26 protein-coding genes are annotated in these 26,646 nt (G+C 33.9%); 22 read left to right on the top strand and 4 right to left on the bottom strand.

What is annotated here, in order from left to right:
- Positions 1 to 27: 27 nt before the first annotated feature.
- The 3 genes from ACZZZA_RS04455 to ACZZZA_RS04445 are packed head-to-tail and all read right to left on the bottom strand — an operon-like array spanning position 28 to position 4,604.
- Entirely contained in the window at positions 28 to 2,697 is a 2,670-nt protein-coding gene (locus ACZZZA_RS04455) for a hypothetical protein (protein ID WP_463429997.1), read from the bottom strand.
- 15 nt (positions 2,698 to 2,712) lie between these two features.
- Positions 2,713 to 3,510 (bottom strand): DUF2797 domain-containing protein, encoded by a 798-nt coding sequence (locus ACZZZA_RS04450; protein WP_463429996.1) that lies wholly within the window; start codon positions 3,508 to 3,510, stop codon positions 2,713 to 2,715.
- A gap of 35 nt (positions 3,511 to 3,545) precedes the next feature.
- On the bottom strand, positions 3,546 to 4,604 hold the full coding sequence (locus ACZZZA_RS04445) for a DUF389 domain-containing protein (RefSeq protein ID WP_463429995.1): 1,059 nt from the start codon (positions 4,602 to 4,604) through the stop codon (positions 3,546 to 3,548).
- Positions 4,605 to 4,679: 75 nt separating this feature from the next.
- Between ACZZZA_RS04445 and ACZZZA_RS04440 the strand changes: the two genes are divergently transcribed.
- The 7 genes from ACZZZA_RS04440 to msrA all read left to right on the top strand — a co-directional run bounded on the left by ACZZZA_RS04440 (position 4,680) and on the right by msrA (position 14,678).
- Positions 4,680 to 5,702: a GDP-mannose 4,6-dehydratase gene (locus ACZZZA_RS04440; protein WP_463429994.1), complete on the top strand. Its 1,023-nt coding sequence runs from the start codon at positions 4,680 to 4,682 to the stop codon at positions 5,700 to 5,702.
- 138 nt (positions 5,703 to 5,840) lie between these two features.
- Positions 5,841 to 6,062 (top strand): DUF2795 domain-containing protein, encoded by a 222-nt coding sequence (locus ACZZZA_RS04435; protein ID WP_034709134.1) that lies wholly within the window; start codon positions 5,841 to 5,843, stop codon positions 6,060 to 6,062.
- A gap of 115 nt (positions 6,063 to 6,177) precedes the next feature.
- Positions 6,178 to 9,249 (top strand): preprotein translocase subunit SecA, encoded by a 3,072-nt coding sequence (gene secA, locus ACZZZA_RS04430; RefSeq protein WP_463429993.1) that lies wholly within the window; start codon positions 6,178 to 6,180, stop codon positions 9,247 to 9,249.
- A 150-nt stretch (positions 9,250 to 9,399) separates the two neighbouring features.
- Entirely contained in the window at positions 9,400 to 11,535 is a 2,136-nt protein-coding gene (locus ACZZZA_RS04425) for a TonB-dependent siderophore receptor (protein WP_463429992.1), read from the top strand.
- 94 nt (positions 11,536 to 11,629) lie between these two features.
- On the top strand, positions 11,630 to 12,838 hold the full coding sequence (locus tag ACZZZA_RS04420) for a PepSY-associated TM helix domain-containing protein (protein WP_463429991.1): 1,209 nt from the start codon (positions 11,630 to 11,632) through the stop codon (positions 12,836 to 12,838).
- Between the two features lie 85 nt (positions 12,839 to 12,923).
- Positions 12,924 to 13,892 (top strand): ROK family protein, encoded by a 969-nt coding sequence (locus ACZZZA_RS04415; RefSeq protein WP_463429990.1) that lies wholly within the window; start codon positions 12,924 to 12,926, stop codon positions 13,890 to 13,892.
- Between the two features lie 228 nt (positions 13,893 to 14,120).
- Complete coding sequence (gene msrA, locus ACZZZA_RS04410) at positions 14,121 to 14,678, top strand: peptide-methionine (S)-S-oxide reductase MsrA (RefSeq protein WP_463429989.1); 558 nt, start codon at positions 14,121 to 14,123, stop codon at positions 14,676 to 14,678.
- Between the two features lie 158 nt (positions 14,679 to 14,836).
- Here msrA and ACZZZA_RS04405 read toward each other — a convergent pair whose 3' ends face one another.
- Complete coding sequence (locus ACZZZA_RS04405) at positions 14,837 to 15,493, bottom strand: hypothetical protein (RefSeq protein WP_463429988.1); 657 nt, start codon at positions 15,491 to 15,493, stop codon at positions 14,837 to 14,839.
- A gap of 373 nt (positions 15,494 to 15,866) precedes the next feature.
- On the opposite strand from ACZZZA_RS04405, the gene ACZZZA_RS04400 reads away from it, so the two are divergent.
- The 15 genes from ACZZZA_RS04400 to ACZZZA_RS04330 all read left to right on the top strand — a co-directional run bounded on the left by ACZZZA_RS04400 (position 15,867) and on the right by ACZZZA_RS04330 (position 26,631).
- Positions 15,867 to 16,085 carry a hypothetical protein gene (locus ACZZZA_RS04400; RefSeq protein WP_463429987.1) on the top strand — a complete coding sequence of 73 codons (219 nt, stop codon included), beginning with the start codon at positions 15,867 to 15,869 and terminating at the stop codon, positions 16,083 to 16,085.
- 60 nt (positions 16,086 to 16,145) lie between these two features.
- Entirely contained in the window at positions 16,146 to 17,813 is a 1,668-nt protein-coding gene (locus tag ACZZZA_RS04395; protein ID WP_463429986.1) for an ATP-binding protein, read from the top strand.
- Positions 17,814 to 17,817: 4 nt separating this feature from the next.
- Positions 17,818 to 18,483: a response regulator gene (locus ACZZZA_RS04390; RefSeq protein WP_463429985.1), complete on the top strand. Its 666-nt coding sequence runs from the start codon at positions 17,818 to 17,820 to the stop codon at positions 18,481 to 18,483.
- A gap of 129 nt (positions 18,484 to 18,612) precedes the next feature.
- A complete protein-coding gene (locus tag ACZZZA_RS04385; RefSeq protein ID WP_463429984.1) occupies positions 18,613 to 18,780 on the top strand; it encodes a hypothetical protein in 168 nt (55 codons plus the stop codon).
- A gap of 210 nt (positions 18,781 to 18,990) precedes the next feature.
- Positions 18,991 to 19,617 (top strand): PH domain-containing protein, encoded by a 627-nt coding sequence (locus ACZZZA_RS04380; RefSeq protein WP_463429983.1) that lies wholly within the window; start codon positions 18,991 to 18,993, stop codon positions 19,615 to 19,617.
- Between the two features lie 2 nt (positions 19,618 to 19,619).
- On the top strand, positions 19,620 to 19,835 hold the full coding sequence (locus ACZZZA_RS04375; RefSeq protein WP_463429982.1) for a TM2 domain-containing protein: 216 nt from the start codon (positions 19,620 to 19,622) through the stop codon (positions 19,833 to 19,835).
- Between the two features lie 13 nt (positions 19,836 to 19,848).
- Complete coding sequence (locus ACZZZA_RS04370) at positions 19,849 to 20,244, top strand: DUF6804 family protein (RefSeq protein WP_463429981.1); 396 nt, start codon at positions 19,849 to 19,851, stop codon at positions 20,242 to 20,244.
- 6 nt (positions 20,245 to 20,250) lie between these two features.
- Positions 20,251 to 20,658, top strand: coding sequence for a hypothetical protein (locus ACZZZA_RS04365; RefSeq protein ID WP_463429980.1), 408 nt, complete (start codon positions 20,251 to 20,253; stop codon positions 20,656 to 20,658).
- A 7-nt stretch (positions 20,659 to 20,665) separates the two neighbouring features.
- Positions 20,666 to 21,025, top strand: coding sequence for a hypothetical protein (locus ACZZZA_RS04360; RefSeq protein ID WP_463429979.1), 360 nt, complete (start codon positions 20,666 to 20,668; stop codon positions 21,023 to 21,025).
- 34 nt (positions 21,026 to 21,059) lie between these two features.
- Positions 21,060 to 22,004 carry a beta-carotene 15,15'-monooxygenase gene (locus tag ACZZZA_RS04355; RefSeq protein ID WP_463429978.1) on the top strand — a complete coding sequence of 315 codons (945 nt, stop codon included), beginning with the start codon at positions 21,060 to 21,062 and terminating at the stop codon, positions 22,002 to 22,004.
- An 8-nt stretch (positions 22,005 to 22,012) separates the two neighbouring features.
- A complete protein-coding gene (locus tag ACZZZA_RS04350) occupies positions 22,013 to 22,903 on the top strand; it encodes a hypothetical protein (RefSeq protein ID WP_463429977.1) in 891 nt (296 codons plus the stop codon).
- Positions 22,904 to 22,996: 93 nt separating this feature from the next.
- Complete coding sequence (locus ACZZZA_RS04345) at positions 22,997 to 23,704, top strand: response regulator transcription factor (protein WP_463429976.1); 708 nt, start codon at positions 22,997 to 22,999, stop codon at positions 23,702 to 23,704.
- A 3-nt stretch (positions 23,705 to 23,707) separates the two neighbouring features.
- Positions 23,708 to 25,117, top strand: coding sequence for a sensor histidine kinase (locus tag ACZZZA_RS04340; protein ID WP_463429975.1), 1,410 nt, complete (start codon positions 23,708 to 23,710; stop codon positions 25,115 to 25,117).
- Between the two features lie 143 nt (positions 25,118 to 25,260).
- Complete coding sequence (locus ACZZZA_RS04335) at positions 25,261 to 25,758, top strand: hypothetical protein (protein WP_463429974.1); 498 nt, start codon at positions 25,261 to 25,263, stop codon at positions 25,756 to 25,758.
- A 24-nt stretch (positions 25,759 to 25,782) separates the two neighbouring features.
- Complete coding sequence (locus tag ACZZZA_RS04330) at positions 25,783 to 26,631, top strand: YoaK family protein (RefSeq protein ID WP_463429973.1); 849 nt, start codon at positions 25,783 to 25,785, stop codon at positions 26,629 to 26,631.
- Positions 26,632 to 26,646: the final 15 nt, after the last annotated feature.

Below are 26,646 nucleotides of genomic sequence, written 5' to 3'. Positions count from 1 at the left end.
TAAAATATATTATAAACAAACCTAAAGCTACTCAGTTTTGGGTTTTTCTTTTTTCTGAAATACTTTTTTAAGAAAACCTTTTTTCTCCTTTTTTTCATCGGGAGAGACCGCTTTAGAAATGTCTTTTTCTGCTTCCTGTAAAGAATTTTTCACATCTTTTACAGTGTTTTTCACATCTTTTACGGTATTCTTCGTATTTTCAACGGCCTTTTTAGTTGTGTCAATATCTATTCCGATCAGGGTTTTCTTTAATCCGTTTTCGATTCCTTTCCAAAATAGGTTAAAGAAAGATTTGGTAGGATCTCTTTCAACATTTTCTACGACCACCGACTCCGGAAATTTTCCTGAATCTGACTTAACAAAAATATTCACCACTGCACTTAGAACCCCTTTTTTTTCTTTGCTGTCTTTATCTAAAATTGAAACTTTCAGGTCTTGATGTTTAATATTAAAAGTTCCACCGATACCTTTAGGATTTCCTTTAAAATTAAACAACATCTCCTGAATTGTTCCTGTTGCCGAAACACTTAAATAAGGCACCACAAAAGAATTCAGGGCGACAGCCGGAATATTGCTCAGCTTTCCTGCAATCGTAAAACGGTCATTTTGATCTGCGGTATTAAATCCCCAATTGACAGAAAGCGATGAAGTTTTCATGAAGGTACAATCGATTTTTATATCAACCTGCGTAGGTTTTCCTTTCATCTTAGCAGAATTCAGGTTTTTTACATTCATGTTGAAATTTGTAAAGGTCAGTTTCCCAGGTCCACTACTTTTTGGGGTATCTTCCTCATATTCTAAAACCGAATTTTTTAGTTGAAGCTGATCTACAAACATCGGAATTTTAATCGATCTTAATAGTCTTGAATATAAGGGCTTTTCTTTCGGGTCATCTGCCGGAAGTTTACTTCTGAAAATATTGGCGTTGGCAGATAAAATTGTCATATTGGTTGCATGGATAAATTTATTCTCTGAAAACAGATCCCAATTTCCGCCGGCTGTTATCTGTGTGGCTTTCAGATCATACAAATCGCTTTCAACCGGAATCATTTTAATAAACTGCGCTCTGGAAACAAAAGGCTTCATCGCAAAATGATCAATCCTGATTTTATTTTTATCGAATGCCAACATTCGGCCGGTCATGTGATAAAACTTGGTTTTGTACGCAAAATTCTTTGTCGTCAGTTGGTAATCTTTTATGCCAACAGCTAATCCACCATTCTTTTGGTTTTTAGTTAGTTCAATGTTTTTTATCGTAGCATTAAGATCATTAAAAGATAAAGGCTGATTATCTTTATCATATGTAATATTTGAATTTTTAAGCGTAACATTTCTTACAAGAACAGGAAACTGAATTCCGTTGAAATCTGCTTTCTTATTTGGTTTTTTAATCGATCCTGCTGTTATTGTTCCATTAACCTCATTTACCAGAACATCTTTTACATCAAGATTCAGTTTTTTATCTACAATTTCCCATGTATTGATATTAAAACCAATCTGTTGCGCCGTAAGATTCATTGTCGTTTTATCTGAAACAGAGCCGTTAGGAACTATTGACACATTTTGTATGTTCCCTTTTTTCGGACTTATAGCCATACTTCCAATATGAATATCCTGATGGTTATAATATTGAATATCTTTTCCGGAAAAACTGAAATCTTTGTATTTCACCGGAATGATTTCCTTGGAGATTTCTTTGTCGAATTCAAAGTGATCAATATTTAAATTGACTTGTCTGGCGGATAAAAGCTTCTTCCCATCCGGTTTATTAACCTGAATGGTGGCATTATTCAGCTTAATATCATCCAGATTCAACTCAAAATTAAAGGGTTTTTTCAGCTTGTCAGGAATTGCATTGGTAGTATACACTAAAATATCAGGATTTTGGAAAGTTGCATTGGCAAGTGATATCTTATTTTTCTTAAGAACAACGTCTTTAAAATCCATCTTCTGAATTTTAAACTGGTATAATTGAGGTTTTTTCGGATATAATTTTTTAAACAGCTCAAAATCGACCAACGGCGTTAACTGGAAATCCTCCACCGACATCTGACCGTTTTTGGTTGTTATTCTGTTGATTTTCACGGTATATACCTTGTCGGGTTGATAGAAAAAATCTTTTCCTTTGATGCTGTACTGATCAAAAACTACCGGAAGCTGATCTTCCACAGATTTCTCTGTCATTTGAAGATTTTCCACATACAGATCCAAATCGGTAACCCCTAAGAATCTTTGCTTAGTATGCTTAAAAATATTGATGGTGCCTTTATTGATTCTGATGTTTTCAAAACTAACAGGATTGGGCTTCTTTCCTGTTTTTTTATTAATCGGCTTGGCTAAAATTATATTGAGATTAGGATGGGCTAAAAGCAGATCATTTGAAGCAATCACCTTATTAAAAATGGCATCATAAATCCCGAAACGGCTTATTTTTAAGGTGTCAATAGTCCCCTGAAGCCCAATAACATTGATGTTCTGCGGATTTTTATTATTAACGGTAATACCATATGCCTGGATATTGCCTGTTGCCAGATCAACATTCAAAGATTTGTAAGAAACCTTATAATCGGTATTTTTTTTAATATAATCAGGAAGCTGGGTTTTCAGCCAGATATTGATCGCTAAGTTGGCAATCAGAATAAGCCCGAACAAAATTCCAAGACCTATCAGAAGCTTTTTAACCCAAGGTTTTTTCATTGTTTAATTTTAAATTTATTTCCTGACTTCCAACTCAATCACATATCCTTCATGCCCTCTCACATTCATAAAATTTCCACCTTCAAAAGCTAAATACTGACCCTTAATTCCTGTAAGCTTTCCTGTAAATTCAGGATTTTTATCAAGAGTAAATGAATTTACTTTTTCTGGTTTTGAATAAGGATAATCAAACTTCCACATATTTTCTCCTTCAGAATAAAACTTTTGGAAATCATCAGGAAAATATTCTTTTATTTTCTGTTGAAAATCTGCCAAATCAACGTCATCTTCAAAATCGTCCTGAAGCATTTTTCTCCAGTTGGTTTTATCTGCAAGATGCTCTTTTAGGGCAACTTCAATCATTCCGGCTTCGTAGCGGTTTTCGGTTCTGGCAATTGGTAGAGCAAATGTTGCGCCTTGGTCAATCCATCTTGTCGGAATCTGTGTATTTCTTGTCACGCCCACTTTCACATCGCCGGTATAAGCCAGGTATACAGTATGCGGTTGCAATTGGATCTGCTTCTCTACATCAAGGTCACGCTCACCAATTCCTAAATGTGCTGTAGAAAGTTCCGGACGGATGATGGTGTCGCTTGCATAGGGACTTTCAAAAAAACAGCTTTTGCAAAATCCCATTCGATAAATTGTTTTGTTTAATCCGCAGTTTACACATTGATAACCTGTATGTTTTATGCTCAGTTCTTTTCCCAATAATTCATTCATGTGTATTAAATCTCCTGAAAGGTTTAAATAATATTGAATGGGTTGGTCATTGAAACTCGTCATTTTTAAAACTTGCCCTTGAAACTGCATAATTGAAAACTTTTAGTAAATATAAAATTTTAAGATCATTTATTATTCTTTTGAGATTTTATTTGATCTATTTCGTTCTTTAAAACCGAAATCTGTGCCTGAAGATTTTTTATCTCAGGAGTCTGTACATTCTGTTGCCTTGGAGCGTATTTCCAGATCAGATGAATATCTTTCACGAGAGTATCATGTTCATTTAATCTTTCCTTACTGATCGTCATACTGTCATTAAGTAATGTGATTTTCAGAAAATCTTTTTCTTTATCTTCAAATGTTTCATAATTGATAATGGCCAGTTCGGGATGATTGACTTTTATATTGTTGATATACTTTTCAGATCGTTCTCTCAGTTTTTCTTTTTCCCATTTTTTCTTGGTAAGCAAAATGCTTGGGATTAAAATAACTGCAGAGATTAAACTGATGAATAAAGAGATTTTACGGTTTTTAATTTTGTTTTTCTCAATATAATATTTCTGGTATCCTAAGATGATGCTGAGAATCCAGGTTCCCACACCAATGAAAAAACAATTGATAAGATAAAAATAAAAGCCACCCCAAAAATAGTCCCAATTTCCGTTTGCAATTCCAAAACCTGCCGTACAAAGCGGAGGAATACAAGCCGTGGAAACCGCAACGCCTGCTATTACTTTAATAGCTTCTTTTCTTACAATTCCCAGAAACCATGCGAAACCGCCTAAAATTGCCAGAAAGCAGTCAAAAATTGTCGCTGATTTAAAACTTTCAAGTTGCGCTGTTTCGGAGTGAAAGGGAGAAATGAAAAAATAAAGCGTTGACGAACCCAATGCTACAACAATCATCAGAATCCAATTGATTACGCCTAATCGTATAAGGTGTCTGTTGCCTGTAGAAAACCCGAAAGCAGCACCAACGATGGGCCCCATCAAAGGCGATATCAACATTGCGCCAATGACAGCAGCTGAACTGTTGATATTCAAACCCACACATGCAATTCCCATAGAAATCACCAAAAGCCATAGATTGTGCCCTCGAAAATAAATTCCTTCCTCTATTTCGTTAAATGTAAATTGCTCATCTTCCTCTCTGGGTAAAACAAATAGTTTCTGGAAATTAATCATTCATTTATTTTAAAACAAAAGTATGAAATCAGTTTTCAACTATTATTAATAAATTTGTCATCTAAAAACATAAGCATGACGTATCTCGTTACGGGTGGAAGCGGATTTATTGGTTCTCATTTGGTGGAAGAATTATTAAAACAAGGACATTCTGTCATAAACATTGACAACTTTGATGATTTCTATGATTATCAGGTGAAAATTAAAAATACTTTAGATTCTCTTGAAAAAAACATTGATTTTAAATTTTCTGAGAAACAGAATGATATTGAACATTTAGTTTCTATTTCAAAATCAAAACATTACACTTTATATTATCAGGATATCAGAGATAAAAAGGGTTTAGAAGAAATCTTTAACAGCCATCATATTGATCTCATTATTCATTTGGCAGCACTTGCAGGAGTGCGACCATCCATCGAAAGACCTTTAGAATACGAGGAAGTCAATGTGAGGGGAACGATGAATCTTTGGGAATTATGCAATCAATTCGGGATTAAAAAATTCGTTTGCGCTTCATCATCAAGTGTATACGGAAATAATGAAAAGATACCTTTTTCTGAAGCAGATTATGTAGATCAGCCCATTTCGCCCTATGCAGCAACAAAAAAATGTGGTGAAATTTTAGGTCATGTTTATCATAGTCTTTATCATATTGATATGATTCAGTTGAGGTTTTTTACAGTGTACGGACCGAGGCAAAGACCTGATCTGGCGATACATAAATTCACAAAACTCATTTCAGAAAACAAAGAAATTCCCTTCTACGGTGACGGAAATACAGCAAGAGATTACACCTACATTGATGATATTATAGATGGAATTGTAAAATCAATTAATTATTTGGAAAACAATTCAAAAGTATATGAAATTATTAATTTGGGAGAAAATGAAGTCATCATTTTATCTGAAATGCTGTCAACCATAGAACAAAATCTTGACAAAATTGCCGTAAAAAAATTACTGCCAATACAGCAGGGAGATGTTCAGAAAACCAATGCTGACATCACAAAAGCCCGAAATTTAATTGGCTACAAACCAACGACAAACTTCCAAAATGGCATAAAAATATTTGTGGAATGGTTTTTGAGAAAATGACATCAATCTACTTCAATCACGCTGATTACAGCATTTGGGGTAAACATAGACGAAATTTAATAAAAGAATTGAAAATCAAGTCATAAAAAAAGTTTATAATATAACCTATTTTTATACTTTTGCAAAAAATAATAAATTATGTACTGGACATTAGAATTAGCTTCATACCTAAGCGACGCACCTTGGCCGATGACAAAGGCAGAACTTATCGACTACGCAATAAGAACTGGTGCACCGATGGAAGTTGTAGAAAACCTTCAGGCAATTGAAGACGAAGGTGAAGTATACGACGCAATCGATGAAATCTGGAGTGACTATCCTACGGACGAAGATTATCTTTGGAACGAAGACGAATATTAACAAAAGCATCAGGCTTTAGGCAATATGCTTAAAGCTTTTTCAATAAATAATATACACCAACCGGTGTAATTTTAATACGCTTAAAGCCTGAGGTTTTGAGCTTAAAACAAATTCTATGAGTTTTTTAAATAAAGTTCTTAAAGGGTTTTTGGGAGACAAAAAAGCGCAAGACCTGAAAGAAGTAAAAAAAGTTGTAACAAAAATTAAATCTGTAGAACCAGCCATTGGAGAATTGTCTGATGATGGTCTAAGAGAAAAAACTGCTGAATTTAAATCTAAAATTAAAGAAGCGACCAATAAAATTACAACTCAGATAGAAGAAATCAAAGAGCAGATCAAAAACTCAAAAAATGTTGATGAAAAAGAAGCTCTTTTCTCTAAGATAGAAACTTTGAAAAAAGAATCTTACGAGATCGAAGAAAAAGTTCTTCTACAGGTTCTTCCCGAAGCTTTTGCATTAATCAAAGAAACTTCCAGACGATGGGCTCAGAACGGAGAGATCCGTGTGACAGCCACTGACTGGGACAAAGAACTTGCGGCTACTAAAGATTTCGTTGAAATTCAGGGGAACGAAGCAGTTTGGAAAAACTCATGGAATGCAGCCGGAACTCCTATCTTATGGGATATGGTACATTACGATACTCAGTTCATTGGTGGTGTAATCCTTCACAGCGGTAAAATTGCCGAAATGGCAACAGGTGAGGGTAAAACATTGGTAGGTACACTTCCTATTTATTTAAACGCACTTCCGGAAAGAGGGGTACACGTTGTAACGGTGAATGATTATTTGGCGAAACGTGACTCTGCGTGGATGGGACCATTGTATCAATTCCATGGGATGTCTATCGATTGTATTGATAATCACCAACCCAACTCAGACGGAAGAAGGAAAGCATACAATTCAGATATTACTTACGGTACCAATAACGAATTTGGTTTTGATTACCTGAGAGACAACATGGTGGCTTCGCCTTCAGAACTGGTACAGAGAGAACTCAACTTTGCTATTGTGGATGAGGTTGACTCTGTTTTGGTAGATGACGCAAGAACACCATTGATTATTTCCAGTCCGGTTCCTCAGGGAGACAGACAGGAATTTGATGTTCTGAAACCTTCTATTGACAGAATTGTTGAGGTTCAGAAAAAAACAGTTTCTGCAATCTTCAATGAAGCTAAAAAATTAATTGCAGCAGGAAACACTAAAGAAGGAGGATTCAAATTACTTCAGGCTTACAGAGGTTTACCGAAAAACAGACAGCTAATCAAATTTTTATCCGAAAGCGGAAACAGAGCATTACTTCAGAAAACCGAAGCTCAATACATGGCAGATAACAACCGTGATATGCCGATTGTAGATAAAGATTTGTACTTCGTTATCGAAGAGAAAAACAATCAGGTTGATTTGACCGACAAAGGTGTTGAGTACATGTCTCAAGGAAATGAAGATAATAACTTCTTCGTTCTTCCGGATATCGGAACCGAAATCGCTGAGGTTGAAGCTAAAAATTTATCTAAAGAAGAAGAGTTTGAAGCTAAAGAAAAATTATTCTCCGAATTTGCTGAAAAATCTGAGCGTGTTCACACAATGAGCCAGTTGTTGAAAGCGTATACATTATTTGAAAAAGATGATGAATATGTTGTTATTGACGGTGAAGTGAAAATCGTTGATGAGCAGACTGGTCGTATCATGGAAGGGAGACGTTATTCAGACGGTCTTCACCAGGCGATTGAAGCTAAAGAAAGCGTAAAAATCGAAGCAGCTACTCAGACTTTTGCAACGGTGACTCTTCAGAACTATTTCCGTATGTACAACAAACTTGCGGGGATGACAGGTACAGCAGAAACAGAAGCGGGAGAACTTTGGCAGATTTATAAATTAGACGTTGTGGTCATTCCTACCAACCGTCCGATTCAGAGAAACGACAAACAGGATTTGGTTTTCAAGACCAACAGAGAAAAATACAATGCAGTAATTGAAGAAATTGAAAATTTAACATCAGCGGGAAGACCTGTACTAGTAGGTACAACTTCTGTTGAAATTTCGCAGTTGCTTTCAAAAGCGCTTCAGTTGAGAAAAATTCAACACCAGGTATTGAATGCGAAGCTTCACAAAAAAGAAGCGGAGATTGTTGCCGGAGCAGGACAGCCGGGAGTTGTGACAATTGCAACCAACATGGCAGGTCGTGGTACCGATATTAAGCTTTCTAAAGAGGTAAAAGAATCTGGTGGTTTAGCTATTATCGGTACAGAAAGGCATGATTCCAGACGTGTTGACAGACAGTTGAGAGGTAGAGCAGGACGTCAGGGAGATCCCGGAAGTTCTCAGTTCTATGTTTCTTTGGAAGATAACTTGATGCGTTTATTCGGTTCTGAAAGAATTGCTAAAATGATGGACAGAATGGGTCATAAAGATGGTGAAGTGATTCAGCATTCTATGATTTCTAAATCTATCGAAAGAGCTCAGAAAAAAGTGGAAGAAAACAACTTCGGAACAAGAAAGAGACTTCTTGAGTACGATGATGTAATGAATAAACAGCGTGACGTAATTTACAAGAGAAGAAAGAATGCATTGTTCGGAGATCACTTGAAGTACGATATCACCAACATGATTTTTGATGTTTCAAACTCTATTGTGGCTAAAGGAAAAGCAACCGGAAACTTTAAAGATTTTGAATTTGAAGTGATTAAAAACTTCACTATGGAATCTCCGGTTTCTGAAAATGATTTTAAATCAAAACAAATTCCTGAACTGACAGACCTTCTTTTCAAAGCTGCTCAGGCTGATTATGATATGAAGTTGAATCTTCTGAAAGAAAAATCATTCCCTATTATTGAGAATGTGTATCAAAATCAGGGATCAATGTTCAAAATGATTCAGGTTCCTTTCTCAGACGGCGTTAAGACATTAACGATTGTTACAGATTTAAAAGAAGCTTTTGATTCAAAATGTGACAGTTTAATTAATGATTTTGAAAAGAACATTACTTTATCAATCATCGATGAAAACTGGAAACTTCACCTTCGTGAAATGGATGACTTGAGAAAATCTTCTCAGGGAGCCGTTTATGAGCAGAAAGACCCATTGGTCATTTACAAACAGGAATCATTCCACTTGTTCAGCGAAATGGTTGACAAAATGAATAAAGAAATTATTTCATTCTTATACAGAGGAGAAATTCCTGCATAATACAATTTAAAAGTTTAAAACCCTGCTTCAGATTCTGGAGCAGGGTTTTTTTATGAAAAATTTATATTCATTAAAAATATGACAAAAATCACAAGATTGTTTTATTTAGAATAATTAAAAACAATATATTTGCAAAAAAATAATTCTTTCATGAAAAAGCTATTGGTTTGCGCATCGGTTTTAGGATCAATGTTATCGTTTGCACAGGAAAAAGATACTATTAAATCTAGTAACATTGACGAAGTTATTGTACAAGGATATATTACTCGAGATAGAGAGTCTGTAAACAAAATGCCTCTGAAAGAAATTGAAAACCCACAGGTTTATAATACAGTCAATAAGAATGTAATCAAAGAGCAAGTTGTCACCAATTTCAATGATGCATTGAAAAATGTTACCGGTATTGCCAGATTATGGGAATCTACTGGAAGAGGAAATGACGGAGGCGAATATTATACGATGAGAGGTTTTTCTCTGCAGCCAAGTTTGATAAACGGAATGCCCGCATTAAGCAACGGAACATTAGATCCTGCAGGAATTGAAACCATTGAAGCTATCAAAGGACCATCCGGAACATTATACGGTGGAAGTGTAATTTCTTACGGAGGTCTTATTAATGTAATCACGAAAAAGCCTTATCAATATTTTGGTGGTGAAGTAAATTATATCAACGGAACTTATGGTTTAAACAGAGTAACGGCAGATGTTAATGCTCCGCTAAGTAAAAACTTATTTGCAAGGGTAAATGCCGCTTACCAAAAACAGAATACTTTTCAGGATGCAGGTTTTAGCGAATCTTTCTATGTAGCTCCCTCCATTAAGTTTATTGCCAATGACAAGCTTACATTTTATGTAAATACAGAAATCAAAACCAGCGAGTCTGCAAACGCACCGATGATTTTCTTAAATAGAAATCTTCCACTTACCTATAATTCAATCGACGTTTTTAAGAATAATTATAAAAATTCATATACTAGCGATGATTTAACGATTAAAAACTCAACATTTAATCTTCAAGCATCTGCTAACTATAAAATTTCTGATAACTGGACATCTAAGACGATTTTTTCTACAAGCAATTCCAAAACAGACGGTTACTATCATTATTTGTATGATCAATCAAATGGAAAAGATTTTACTAGATTCATAGCTGACGTGGGAGGTGAAACCAACACGACAGGAATTCAGCAAAATTTTGTTGGTAATTTTAATTTTGGAAGCATTAAAAACAAATTACTGGTAGGTTTAGATTATTTCCAAAGAGATTTTATTCAAGGCGGAACCGGTTGGATTGGCTATGGAGTGGTAAATATTGTTGATCAAACAGATACAAAATCTGATTTATTAACAAAATCTGCTGTAGATTATGAATTAAGAGGAGCTGGGCAGACAATAGGTCATGCTGAAGCAAAAATTTATAGTGCTTACGTTTCTGACGTTGTCAATATTTTACCAAACTTATCTGCAATGTTAAGTCTTAGAGTAGATCATTTTACGGGTAGAGCAAGTGCTTATGCCACTGATGATGCAAAAGGACAAACTACATTTTCACCAAAATTAGGTCTGGTTTATCAGCCAATTCTGGATAAAGTTTCAATTTTTGCAAATTATATGAACGGATTTAGAAATGTTGACCCTTCAACAATACAGGTTACAGATAACCTTGGAAATGTTCTAAGCAGCGAACTTCGTTATTTTGATCCTGAACATGCCAATCAATGGGAAGTTGGTACGAAAGCGAATTTAGCAGGAGACAAGTTTGCAATTACAGCGAGTTATTACAGCATTAACGTGAAAAATAAAGTAATGGGTAATGGACTTAATGTTTCTCAAAACGGAGAAGTTGACAGCAAAGGTTTTGAGGTTAGTGTTTTGGGTAGCCCAATCCCAGGAATGAATATCATTGCAGGTTATAGTTATAATGACAGTAATGTTGTAAAAGGAGACGAAGGTTATCCGGGTAACAGAACAGAAGATTCAGGACCAAAAAACCTTATTAACTTTTGGGGGACATATAAGATACAGGATGGTTCTTTAAGAAACTTCGGAATAGGCTTTGGAGGTAATTTGGCAAGCAGATTTTATACACTTAACAGAGGTAATATCGGTGCATTTCCCCTTCCTAGCTATATCGTAATGAACTCATCTCTTTCTTACACAGAAGACAGATATAGCATCATACTAAAGTTAGACAATATCGCTAATAAAAAATACTTCTCAGGATGGTCTACGGTAACACCTCAGAGACTAAGAACACTTTCTTTGAGTTTAAATTATAAATTTTAATTAGATATAATTAAAACAATCTGCCAAACTACGTGAGTAGTTTGGCAGATAAGTTAAATAAGAATTAAAAATCTTTTGCACAACTTAGTATTTCATGAGAAAAAAACATCACCATAAAAAAAAGCCAAGTCAGTTTAAAAAATGGACTGGTAAACTGCATCTCTGGTTCGGTTTATCCATCGGTTTGATTATACTGATCGTCTCAGTGACAGGTGCACTGTATGTCTTTAAAGATGAAATTGAAAACTACACGAGAAAAGATGTTATTTATCACAGCGAACAAAATATTGCTCAGAAAAAAGTTCTTCCAATACGTGTTTTAGAAAAATCTGTAGATGCTCAGGTAAGGGAAAAATTTAAAATCCATTGGGTGAACGTTCCTATTGATAAGAAAATGTCTTACCAGTTTTATTGGTATGAGCACAACACTGAAGCCTGGAATTACTTTGATGAATTTCCCATTTTTAAAGTTGCTTACGTAAATCCTTATGACGGTAAAGTTTTGAGAGTTTATGACGAAAAAAACGGCTTTTTTCAGATCGTAAAAATGATCCACTGGAGTTTTTTGCTGAAGCAGGAATGGGGAAAATACGTAGTAGGAATTCCGGTTATCATCTTTATCATTATGTTGATTTCAGGGATTATTTTGTGGTGGCCCAAAAATAAAGCAGCCAGAAAACAGCGTTTTTCATTCAGGTGGAAAAACATCAAAAGCTGGAAACGAAAAAACTACGATCTTCATAATATTCTTGGTTTTTATGGTTCTATTTTTGCGCTGATTTTTTCTATAACCGGTTTGTTTTATGCCTTTTTTGTTATTCAGGCGATGATGTATGTGGTTTTTTCAGGAGGAAATACCGTCTTCCCTGATTTTTCACACATCACTACAAAAGCTCCTATAGAAGCACGTACAGAAACAACTTTAGATAAAGTAATCAATACAGTTCAGACAAAATATCCAAATTCTTACGGCTTTTCAGTAGATTTAGGACATCCACACATGGACGATCATGAGCATCCTAATTTTTCTATTTTCGTAAAACATCTTTCTTATTCATATCACAAAAACAGCAGCCTTATTTTTGATGAAAACTCGGGTGAGCTCCTGCATACTCATGACCATGAAGATAAAGACCTTGGCGAAAAAGCTGTTGCAGCTAACTATGATGTTCACGTAGGATCTATTTTAGGTTTACCTACAAAAATCATTGCATTCATTGTCAGCATTATTTGCGCTTCACTTCCGGTTACGGGCTTTATGATTTGGTGGGGGCGAAGAAAGAAAATTAAAAAACCGGTCTGATTATTTTTTAATAAAATTTTAGTTAACTCACTATTAATACAATCTTTTTTATAAATTTATTGCTTCGAAATTATACAATAAGAAAATGTCAGTAGTAGATTTGTCAAAACAGGTTGCATTAGGTATCGATATTGGAGGTACAAATACAAAATTTGGACTCGTTAATCACAGAGGTCAAATTTTAACCAAAGGCTCAATTTCCACCGATGAATATGCCACTCCGGAAGCATTTATTGATGCTCTTCATGAGAAAATCCAGCCATTAATTGATGAGCATGGAGTAGGAAATATAATTGAAGGAATTGGTGTAGGAGCACCAAATGCCAATTATTACAGCGGTACGATCGAGCAGGCGCCCAATCTTCCATGGAAAGGAGTCATTGAGTTTGCGAATCTGATGACTGAAAAATTCGGTCTGCCTTGTAAAATGACCAACGATGCCAATGCTGCTGCGCTTGGCGAAATGATGTACGGCGCTGCAAGAGGTATGAAAGATTTTATCATGATTACTTTGGGAACAGGGGTAGGAAGCGGAATTGTTTCTGGCGGTTATTTAATTTACGGTCATGATGGTTTTGCCGGAGAATTGGGACATACCATTGTAAAGCCAGGCGGCAGAAAACACTGGAGTACGGGTTCTGAGGGAAGTCTTGAATCTTATGCATCTGCAACAGGAATAACAATCACAGCAAAGAAAATGAGAGCAGAATTTCCGGATTCTATGCTGAATCAATATCCGGAAGACGCGATCAATTCTAAAACCGTGCATGAATGCGCTTTAAAAGGCGACCCTGTAGCCATTGAAGTTTTCAGATATACGGGTCAGAAATTAGGTGAAGCTTTAGCGAATTTCGTGATGTTCTCATCTCCTGAAGCTATTTTATTATTCGGAGGTGTCATCAAAGCAGGAGATTTTATCCTCAAACCAGCCAAACTTCACATGGAAAGAAATCTTCTTCCGATTTTCAGGAATAAAGTAAGATTGGTTTTCAGTGAATTAGACGAAGCTGATGCAGCCATTTTAGGAGCAAGTGCTTTAGTTTGGGAAAAATAAATTCAGAAATATAAAAAATATCAGGCATTCTCTTTTGGGAATGCTTTTTTGTTTAAGAATTCTATTAAAAATTAATTTCAGATTATTTGCTAAATCTATCATCGTAATTTGTGTTTAGCCCTTTTCTAACATCAGTTTTGGCGCAATTTTTTCTTACTTTTGAAACAGTTTTTAAGCGAGCTACAATCCGTTTGCAGAGAAACTATATGAACAAAAAATCAATAAAAAATGGATAAAAATAATTTACAGACTATCACTTTCGGTGGCGGTTGTTTCTGGTGTGTAGAAAGCTGTTTTAATATGTTAAAAGGTGTAGAATCTGCAATCTCAGGATATTCTGGTGGTCATAAAGATAATCCGACTTATGAAGAAATCTGTACTGGAGAAACAGGGCATGCAGAAGTTGTACAAATTACTTATGATCCGGCAATTATCTCTTATGATCAGTTGATGGATGTATTTTTCTTCTTACACGATCCTACCCAGCTCAACAGACAAGGGAATGACATCGGAACGCAATACCGTTCAGTGATTTTCTATAAAGACGATATCGAAAAACAAAGAGCAGAAAATTCTATCAAAGAATCTGAAGCTTCAGGTAAATGGTCAGGAAAATATGTGACAGAATTGGCACCATTTGAAAAATTCTGGCCGGCAGAACAGTATCACCAAGGATATTATCATGTCAACCCAAATCAACCTTACTGCAGCGCGGTAGTTGGCCCAAAAATTCAAAAATTCAAAAAGCATTTCGGAGAATTGGGAATGTTGACAGATTCAGAATAAATACAAAAGCGGAGAGAAATCTTCGCTTTTTTTTGTGTCATTCAGTTTCAGTTCCTGCATAATTATCCAAAATTCTTGCAGTGACATCTTTTAATGCTTTACCGTTTTTAGGGTGCTTACCATGATTGGTAAAAAACTCAACATTATTATTGCTTTTATCATACCAGACTTTTCCTTTTGAGTTTTCGATAGTTAAAGTATCTGGTCGCGTTATCTTCTTCAAATGTAAAAGAAAGATTTCTATTCATGGCAATTACTTCAATTCCGGCATTTACATACGCACTATCTGTTCCAACGTATTTATCATTCTTCCAATACATATATTTATCTTCATCGATTGAAGAAATTCTTCCACCATAAGCAAAACTTGCAATCAAAACAAATATCATTGCACCTATTCCTATACCATTTTTTGCGATTTGTGGAACATTGAAAACTGGCGTATTAGTAATATTTATAATTATTTTAGACAGTTTTTCAGATAAAGAATCCTCATCATTTCCAATTTTCAATTCTATATTGGTAGCTCCATCTTCTTTCACAATTTTATAATTTTCGCAAAAATCCTCAAAGTTCTTATAACCTATATACCAACTTAAATTGTCTAAAGTTATTTGATCGACTCCATAATCAGTATTATTCTCTACTAAACTTTTGTAATATCTTATAAAAGTTCTTTCGTGCTTTGAAAATCCAAATTCTTCGTCAAAAAGTGAATTCAAATATTCAGAAATGGCATTCTTGCTACTTTTATTAAGCTCTTTTTTAGCCTTATCAAAAACAATTTTTAAGAGCAATTTTCTTTTTTCAAACATACAATCAATATTAGTTATTAGTTGCTGTCTAAGTTAGACAAATTCTGGACAAAAAAAATACGGTTTCCCGTAAAAATCAGGAGTTTAAGGGATTTCACTTGTCCATTCATTGTCTTGAAATGACACTCAATTCTGTCAGATATTTGTAAAAGAAATCAGTGACAAAAAAATAAAAAACAAACCTGATTTCAAAAATCACCAGATAAAACGGAAGAAAACTCCGGGTTGGGAAGCAGATGTTTCTCTTCCGTTTTTGAAGGTTTACTTCCCAAAAAATTTAGAAGCGCTTCATTTTTTTTAAACGTGTAACACTGTCTGCGATCAGTTTCGCAGGGAAGAACACGAATGCTTTAACAATAAATTTTTTGACAAAATGATTCAAATACTTTTAATGCTACTTGGTTTAGCATTTGGCAACAATAACGGAAATACAACATGCAATAACAACGGCGGTACCGTCACAACGCAAGATTCTGGTGGCGGAACGGGTTTTGATCCGGGAACGGGTACTGGTGGTGATGACGGAACAGGTGGTCCGGTAGGTGGAAATACAGGACAAATTCCTCCTCCATTTACACCTCCTCGTCCATAATATTAAAAGGGCAGATTGTATAATCTGCCTTTTTCTTACCTTGCAACCAAAACTAACTCTATGAAATACATACTATTAATTATTTTATTTATAGCATTTTCTTGTAAAAAAGAAATGAGTATTGATAATAAACCTCCTACAAATGAATATTTTGATAGAGCAGTTTTATTTAAAAATAATAATAGTTCTGATTCCGCTTTTTATTATTTCAACTTATCTAAAAATGATTTTTTAGGAAAAAATGATTCTCTTGGTACAGCAAGAGCTTTAGTATATATGGCAATTATACAAAATGATAAGGGAGATTTTTATGGTTCTATTGAAACATCATTAGAGACTAATAAATTTCTTGAAAATGAACAAGGTATTATTGCTAAAAAAATACTGACTTCTAACTATAACAACATTGCTACTGCTTTTAATAGCCTTAGAAATTATGATAGTGCGATTATCTACTACAAAAAAGCTATTCAGATTGCAGATAATAATGAAGCTAAATATATCTGCTATAATAATATTGGTGATGCATTGATAACTCAGGGGAAAATCAGTTTAGCTAAAAAATATTTAACGAAAGCAATTCTTGCAGATAGTGTTAATAACTATTCCAGAGCATTAAATAATTATGCAAAAGTTAAATACCTTGATGATAAAAATTATAATCCTTTGTCTGAATTTAATAAAGCATTGGCTATTAGAAAAAAAATTAATGACGGGGTTGGTCTAAACTCAAGTTATGAAACACTGTCTAGTTATTATTTAGATAAAGACAAAAAAATGTCGTTAGAATATGCAAAAAAAATGTTGAAAGAAGCAACGCAGAATGAGAGTTCCGATGATCAAATAACCGCATTAAAAAGAATAATTTCACTTGAGCCCGAAAACTATGTAGAAAATTTTGAAAAACTTGATTCTATAAATGAAAATGTACAAACTTCAAGAAACCAACATAAGAGCCAATTTGCCGTAATAAGATATGATGTAGAACAGAAAGATGCTGAGAACAAAAATTTAAAGCTTGAAGATGCTGAAAATAAAATTAATATAATTTATCTAAGCTTTGGCTTAGGAATTTTAACCTTTACCTTGTTTTTGGGATACTTCTGGAACGAAAAAAGAAAGGAAAATATAAGACAGGAAAAGGAAAAGGAAAAAGAACTCGAAGTAAAAAGCACAGAACTCAAATACTCCAAAAAAGTGCATGATGTCGTTGCTAACGGGCTCTATCACATGATGATAGATGTTCAAAATAACCCTGATATAAACAAAGTAAGAATTCTAAACGATATCGAAAAAATGTATGAAGAATCAAGAGATATTGCCAATGAAAATAGTGTAGAAAAAGATTTTTCATCACGCTTCAGCAATATGATTTCTTCTTATTCGTCACCCGAACAAAAAGTTTTGACTGTTGGTTATACAGACGCTATCTGGGAAAATATTTCTCACAATATACAGCTGGAGCTATATTATATTTTGCGAGAGCTTTTAGTGAATATGAAAAAACACAGCCGAGCAAAACTGGTAGTTCTGAAATTTGAAAAAGATAAAAATTCTTTAAGCATAAAATATACAGATAACGGAGTAGGGATAAATGATCTGAAAAATAGAAAAGGTACAGGCATCTTTAATACGGAAAACCGTATGGAGATGATAGGAGGAGATATTAATTTTGAAAAAAATCCTAAAGGAGGATTAATTATTCAACTCGTTATTCCAACAAATTAAAAACATGTTTAAAAAAATTATTATTGCCGAAGACCACGAGATAAGAAATCTCGGAGTCATCAATACCCTCAATGAACTGGAAATTTTGAATTTTGAATTTGAAAGCTACTGTGATGAGGCTTTAAAAAAAATAAAAAAAGCAGTAGATGAAAAGAATCCTTATGATCTGCTTATCTCAGATCTGTCCTTTGATAAAGACCATATAAAACAAAATATAAAATCAGGTACGGAGCTTATTGCTGAAGCGAGAAAGCTACAGCCAGATCTGAAAGTAATTGTATTTTCAATAGAAAATAAGCCGAAAGTGATCGATGATCTTTATAAAATAAGCGAAATCAACGGGTTTGTAAGCAAGGGTAGAGATGACGGGAAAGAACTTAAAAAAACGATGAATAAAGTTTATAAAGGAGAAACCGTGATTCCACAGGATATTTTAAACAGTATCAGAAATGCACCTTTAGAAATGATTACAGACTATGACCTGTCTATCTTAAAATATTTATCCAAAGGCTGGACGCAAAGTGAAATTGAAGACCATTTTAAAGAAAACAAAATCACTCCCAACAGCAAAAGCTCCATCGAAAAAAAACTGAATGATCTACGTGAAAGCCTCAATGCAAAAAATAATATTGAGTTAATCGTTATCTGCAAAGACAGCGGAATTATATAAAATATATTCCTAATTAAAACAAGCCTTTCAATTTTTTTGAAAGGTTTTTTTGTTTTACGGTTTCCCGTAAGGATTGGTTTCTAAAGGGTTATACTTTTGGAGTGTTAAAACAATTAAAAAAGTTTACTTATGAAAAAACCATTAGGTACAAAAGCAAAGACAGGTGAAAACTGTCCAGAATCAGGAGTTTGGAAAGTTGTTGGGAGTCCATCAACAACAGCTCCAATCTCAAAAGGAAATAGAATGCCTCCTTATGATGGAAAAGCGGTTACTTGGGAATTAATCCAATACGCATAAGTTTGGCTCCAGTGATTGTTTTTTATAATCACTGGATTTATAAACTAAAAAATATCAGTTATGGGAAAATTTATTATAACTCAAAGAGTAAGCAACGAGTAATTAATTCCCGTTTCCACACAAAATTATTGGCAGAAAGAAAAGGTGCAGAAGTCCGGTAAAACAGGATATATTTATTATAAAGATGTAAAATAACAAAAACAAAATATCATGAATTTAAAACAATTTTTAAACGAAGAGCAAGATCCGAAAGCTGTCGAAAAACTGCTGGAAAGAATTAATAGCCTCCTTACTTCACAAGAGTTTGTAGAATACATTGCAGTTCAGAAAAAACCTGCATTGAATTTATCACCGGATTGTATTGCACTTACCAACAGAAGAATTATTTTCTGCAGACCTAAAAACTTCGGCTTCTCTATGGATTTTCAAGATTACAGCTGGGTAGATGTTGCAGATTGTCACATTAAAGAAGGTATTTTAGGCTCTGCTTTTACAATGAGAACCGTAAGTAATTTCAGTAATATGATGGATTATCTTCCAAAAGCACAGGCAAGAAAGCTCTATCAGTTTGCTCAGGAAATAGAAGAGCAAATGAGAGGAGTACGCAGAGAAAAAGATCTTGAAGCGAGAAGAGCTTCTGCAGGAGGAGGTGTTACTGTAAACAATACTACACCTATAATTGCACACGCATTACAGACAGAACAGAGAAAACCTCAACTTATAGAAACCGAAGATCCGTTTGCGGTTTTACAGAAACTGAAAGGGTTAGTAGAAAACGGAATCATTTCTCCTGAAGAGTTTGAAAGTAAAAAGAACGAAATACTATCAAGAGTTTAATTATGAAATCAAAATTTACAACCGCAATGCTTGCTCTTTTTTTAGGAGGATTGGGCATTCACAGATTCTACTTAGGACAAAATACAATGGGAATATTATATCTTTTATTTTGTTGGACGCTCATTCCCTCATTGATTGCATGTATTGATTTCTTCGTATTTATTTTTATGTCTGAGAATAATTTTAATTACAAATATAACCTTAGAACCGGATTTTAAAATACGTCAAGCCATGAAACTTTTCCTCACATTCTGTGCGATATGTTGTTTCGTTGGTGTTTTCAGGCTTCCTATTGAATATTATACTTTTCTGAGAATTATTGTTTTTATTGGAGCTTCAATCGTTATTTATAATTTTTTGAGCTTTAAACAGTATTATTTTAGTGTAATTTTTCTGATTATTCTTATCATTTTCAATCCTTTCATTCCCATGTACTTATATCGAAAAAGTCTATGGATTCCTATTGATACTATAACAGGAATTCTTTTCTTATTCATTGCTTTTGCCGAAAAAACAGAACAAGAAAAGAAAGAAGAAATTACTGAAGAATCATCAGAATATTCAATACAACCTAAAGCATACTCAAGAGACAAAATTAATAACCCTAAAAAACCAAAAGAAGACTAAATCACTATGGAAAATATTCAAATCACGGAGAATCTCAAAGCTCATTTTCTAAGATTGTATCAAATGGCAATTTGTGACGATGATTTCAGCACTTTAGAACTAAAAATGCTTTACCAATGTGCTGAAGAAAGAGGTATTTCATCTAAAAATCTGGACGAAATATTATTAAATCCTATCAATTTTAAATCTCTTGTTCCTCAGACTATTGAAGAAAAAGTAGATTATTTGTATGATCTCACAGTAATGATCTGGGCAGATGGTATTGTCTCTCCAAATGAATATTCTGCAATGCAAAAATATGTTCTGATGTTTGGTTTTCTAGAAGAAAATGTAAAATCAATCGTCGATTATCTCATCGAAGCCGTAAAAATGGGTAAGCCTAAAACAGACATTTTACAAGAATTAAAAAACTAAATTAAACATGACCACAAATATAAAAAACCTATTCAAATTGAAATCAATTCCTATTGAAACTGCGAAAGAAGAAGTTTTAAAATCCGAAGTTGATCCCAACGAAGAATCTCCCGAAGAAAGCAGAAAAAGAACCTATCACGAATCGGGATATAGAGACAGCTCCAGAACCAATGGAAATCATTCTACATTGTCAATTTGTCTTGACGCTGTTTACTCAAAATTCCAAAATGAGGAAAAAGAAATGGTTGAAAAACAGCAAAAACTGAAAGAATCATACGTTAATGAACAAAAAAATAAGGAAACGGAAATTAAGGCTTTAACGGTATCATTAGAAACAAAAGAAAGATCAATTAAAAAACAAAAATAAAGAGGTTGAAAATCACCAAAATCAGATTCAGATTTTGAAAGCAGAAATAAATGATCTCCCAAGAAATCCCGAAAAATACAGCGTAAAAGCCACAAAAGGAGCCTCTACAAAGTTTTGGATCGGCGCTATTCTTCTTTTTCCGATTACTCTCTATCTGTTAACCTTCTATATTTCAACTTCTTATTCGGCATTTTTCAAAAGTTTCGATGCAAAAGTTACGGTTATACAAAGTGTTTTGGATGCAAGAGCTTGGGAAAGAGCTTGGTCTGAAGGCTTTATTGAAGGTGCATTTGTGACTTTTATTCCTTTTGTCTTTTTAGGCTTGGGATTTTTGATTCATATGTTTAATGAAACTAAAATTTGGGTAAATTATGTGAAATTAGGTTTGCTTTTTATTGTCACTTTTATATTCGACGCCATTTTAGCCTATCAAATCGAATCTAAATTATACGAATTAAATAAAACGTTTAATTCTCCGCCATTTGATCTCAAAATCGCCTTTACCACAATTCAGTTTTGGGGAATTATTTTTGCTGGGTTCATCGTTTACATTATTTGGGGATTAGTTTTCGACTTCGTGATGAAAGAACACAAGGAGAAAGATAAAATTAAAAGTGAACAGGAAATCCGACAAAAAAACGTGCTATTCCTTTTAGAGAAAATAACTGTTCTCAAAAAAGAAATTGAAGAAATTCTCGCAAATATTGGAAGTACAAAAGAAATTGTTATTAAGGCACGTGGCAGAATTGAAGAACTTCAGAATATTATTGATGGAGTAATTATTCCAACAAAAGAGTATAAACTGTATGCTTCAGAATATGTGCAGGGTTGGATAACATTTATTGGCGAAAAAATAGCCGTTTCAAGAACCGAAAAACAAACGATGATTGATAATTGTATCGAAACATACAAAACAAACCTTGAATCTGTGGGAGCAAACTCCGAAAATCAAAACTTAATTTATTTATCATCTTTATAATTTAAATTATGAAAACAATAATCTATTTAATATTCATTATTTCTTTGGTTTCCTGTTGTAAAAAAAAGCTCACTACAACTGATTGTACAACAAATGATTCAATCGTATCTGATCAAAACAATATCAATGTCAGTATTTTAATTGATTTATCAGACAGAATTGATCCGAAAACCAACCCGAATCCAACGATGCAATATTTCCAAAGAGATACAGAATACATCAAAGCGATTGAGAAAGGATTTTTAAATCATATCAAGTCTAAAAGAATAATTACTTATGACGATCAGATGCAAGTTTTCTTTAATCCTGAACCTTCAGATCCGAAAATGAATGAATGTACTAAACAACTAAAGGTTTCTTTTGATAAAAATATAACGAAAGATTACTTTACAACTGTTGAAAAAAGATATTCTGAATTACCTTTAAGTATTTATCAATCTGCTATTAATGACGACAAATTTGTAGGATCGGATATTTGGGAGTTCTTTAGAAATAAAGTCAAAGATTATTGTATAAAAGACGATCACAGAAATATCCTTTTTATTTTGACTGATGGTTATATGTATCATGAAGATTCAAAATTTTCGCAAGAAAAGAAAACATCTTATTTAACCACAAAACTGATCAAAGCAAACAATCTTACAGATACTAATTTCAAAACTACCATTGAAAAAAATAATTTTGGATTTGTAAAAGCCAATGACAACTTAAGCAATATTGAAGTTATCGTCTTAGGAATTAATCCTGAAAAAGGCAACCCTTTTGAAGAAGGCGTCATCAAAGAATATTGGGAAAAATGGTTTAAAGAAATGAAGATCAAAAACTATCAGATAAAATCAGCGGATCTTCCGTCTAATCTTGAACCCATTATTTTAAAGGCAATTTCAGGCAAAAACTAAAAACACGACTATATATATTATTCTAAAGGCGAAGTTTTCTTCGTCTTTTTGGTTTGTAATCTTTTCCTTATTTTTGTGAAATTCAGTATTGATATGAAGAAAATTGTTCTGATTGAGGATGAAACCAGTGTCGTTTCTTTTATTAAAAAAGGTCTGCAGGAGAAAGGATATGAAGTTTCGGTAGCATTTGACGGACGTACCGGGGTGAATCTTGTGCAGGAAAATGATTTTGACATGGTCATTTTAGACATTATGCTTCCGGAAATGAACGGTTTGGATGTCTGTAAAGAAATAAGAAAAACCAACAAACACGTTCCTATTCTATTTTTAACGGCATTAGGAAGTTCAGAAAATATCGTCCTCGGACTAGAAAATGGCGGTGATGATTATCTGGTGAAGCCATTTAAATTTATAGAATTGGTTGCCAGAATAAAATCTTTACTGAGAAGAAGCCTCCCTGTCACAACTCCTGAGGTTACAGAAGATGAAACGTTTAACGAATATCTTTTTCAGTTTTCAGATGTAACGGTGAATGATTACACCAAAAAAGTGATGCGTGCAGGAGAAGAAATTTCTCTCACTTCTACAGAATACAAATTATTGATGTATTTTATCAACAATCCCGAAAAAGTAATTTCAAGAGCTGAAATTCTGGATGCAGTTTGGGGAGTAAACTATGATTTGGGAACAAATGTGGTGGATGTTTACGTCAATTATTTAAGAAAGAAAATAGACAATCAGGACGACAAAAAACTTATTCACACGGTAATCGGAATGGGGTATGTTCTTAAAAAACCTTAGAGAATGCTTAACAGAGTAATGACAAATCAGACCAAAACAATGGTTCTTTTGATGGGTGTTTTTATAACCGTCATTTCGCTTTTTGGCGGGTTGGTCTACTACTCAATTGTTAATTTCTCGCATCAGAGGTTTTATGAATTATTAAAAATTCGAACGACTACCATTGTTCAGATCGAGAAAAGTAAAAAAAATCTTGATCTTCCCGAAAATCATATTCTTAACAGCTTAAACGATGAAGAACTTCCCATGGAAAGGGATTACGTTTTTGCCGTTCCTGCCGATTCAAATTTTAAAAATATATCCCAGGAAGTACATATTCCGGATACCTTTTTTAAAAATATCATCCGAAAAGGAGAGGCTAATTATAACGACAAAGAATTTTACTACATTGGTCAGTCTTTTAAATTCAATAATAAAGAATACATCGCAATTGCTTCTGCGCAAAACCATTACGTTATATATTATCTTGGGTTTCTCAAAAGAACAATCATTACCTGTATGGTGCTTTCGATTTTCTTCAGTATGATTTTTTCTTTTTATTTATCCAAAACTTTATTCAAACCGATTCTTAAAATCACCGGAAAGGTAAAACAGATCAGTTCTGAAAATCTGCATTTAAGACTAGAGTCGCAGCCAGATAATAAAGAACTGAATGAGCTGATTGAAACGTTCAACACAATGCTCACAAGAATAGAGACTTCATTTGAAACTCAAAATCATTTGATCGGAAATGTTTCTCACGAGCTCAGAACGCCACTTACTTCTATTATGGGAGAAGCAGATGTTGCGCTTTCTATCAACAGAACCGCTGATGAATACAAGGAAACGTTAGAAATTATTCTTGACGAGGCAGAAAAATTGGATAAAAAAATCAAAGCTCTTCTTATCATTGCTCAAACCGGTTTTGACGGAAAAATTCAGAAAATTGACAAAGTAAGAATCGATCAGTTGCTTTGGGATGTCATTGAAACCATCAGGAAAATTGATTCAAGAAACAATATTTATCTGGATATCAGTATGTTACCGGATAATCCTAAAAAGCTGAAAGTTCAGGGCAATGAGCAGCTTCTGCATCTTGCTGTTGCCAATATCGTGAACAACGGGTGCAAATATTCTAATTTCCAACAGGTAAAAGTTTCGCTCGGCGCAACAGATACAGACGTTTACATCATCATAAAAGATACAGGAATCGGTATCCCGGAATCTGAAATGGATAAAATCTACGATCCGTTTTTCAGAGCTTCCAACACCAGAAATTATGAAGGATATGGCATCGGTCTTCCGCTTGCAAGGAATATTGTGAGAATGCATAATGGTGAACTGATTGTAAGCTCACACGAAAATCAGGGTACTACAGTTCAGCTTCGTTTTCCTACAATTTTTGCCAGCCAGAAAGAAGAAAAAATTTCTTAGTTTACAACGAAACATTTATTAAAATGAAATTCTAATGTCATTTTAATCTCTTTAATTACATTTTAATTCTATTCCAAAAGTCTTCTAATCTCACAGATATAGTTTTGTATTATCAAAATAGGTAATCACTAAATCTAAAAGATATGATCAAGACCATTTTAATTGCAACAGACTATTCTCTTGAATCTTTAAACATATTAAAGAAAGTACTGAAAGAGAAAAACGCCACAGGAGAAGACACAAAATACAATATTTTGCTTGTGTCGGGTTATGATATGGGAGATTCTATAAGAGATCTTTTATTCAACACCAAAGGAACTGTTCTCAGTAAAATCAGATCAAAAGAATTCTGTGATGCGTACAGCATTATCAAAAACAAATATCCACATCTGGTCAATAAGATCGTTTGTGATGTTTTTACCGGAAGTTTCCAAAGAGCATTCAATAATTATCTGATTGCAGAAAATGTGGAAGAAGCTTACTTCACTTCATCTTTAAAAGAGAAGAACAGCAAAGGCAAATTTGATCTTAATCCTTACATCAAAAAGTCGAAAAACATCAAAGTACAGGAAGTAGAAATCAATACCCAGCAATTCATGCCGGAAAGAGGCCGATTGGCAGAAGTATTTGTTGAGGTTTAATGTTAACCATCAAAAATTTAAAAAATGTTAAGAAATTATAGTAACAGCAGGACATTGGGAGACAATATAAGACTGGGTACGCTGACTGCCTTTACAGCAGGAACTATAAACATTGCATCTCTACTTATATTCTTATCCTTTACCTCAAACGTAACAGGCCATTACGCTGTATTTGCAGCTGAAATCAGTAAGGGAAACTGGTCGCAGGTTGCGGTTGTAGGAACATGGATCTTTCTATTTTTCTTCGGAAGTTTTACTGCCAACTTTTTTGTAATTAATTTTAATAAGAAAAGTAAATATTTTGCACATGCAATGCCATTGGTTCTGGAGATATTATGTCTTTTGGCGGTAGGCATTTATGGGCAGTTATATTACAGAAAAACACTTGAAGAAGCACAATTTTTGGTTGCCATGATGCTTTTTGCCACAGGTCTGCAAAATGGTTTAACGGCAAGTATATCTAATTTTTTGGTTAAGACAACACACCTTACGGGGACTACTACAGATTTGGGAATTCTGATGTCTATGTTTACCCATAAAAAATACAGAAAAAACCCTGAACTGATCGCAAGAGCAAAGCTTTTATCAAGTATTATGTTTTCGTATGTTTTAGGAGCTATTTTCTCGGGGCTGGTTTATTATTCACTAGAATTCAGCGTATTTTACATCATTAGTTTATGTTTACTGATTGTGATCGGGTATGATTTTTACAAAATTAACGTAAGACATTTCAGAACCAATTACAGATACGCAAAAATTTATAACAAGCCCAATTTTATGGCATTTATGTATTACAAAATCCATGGTAATGGTGAAGTAATAGTAACAGAATCCAGAAAAGAAAAATCTAAGCTTATCTTAAAAGAGACCTAAAACATTTCATAATTG

Source organism: Chryseobacterium sp. AC405b, assembly GCF_979258685.1.
The sequence above is the reverse complement of the archived record's forward strand: the minus strand, read 5'-3'. Positions and strand labels throughout refer to the sequence as shown.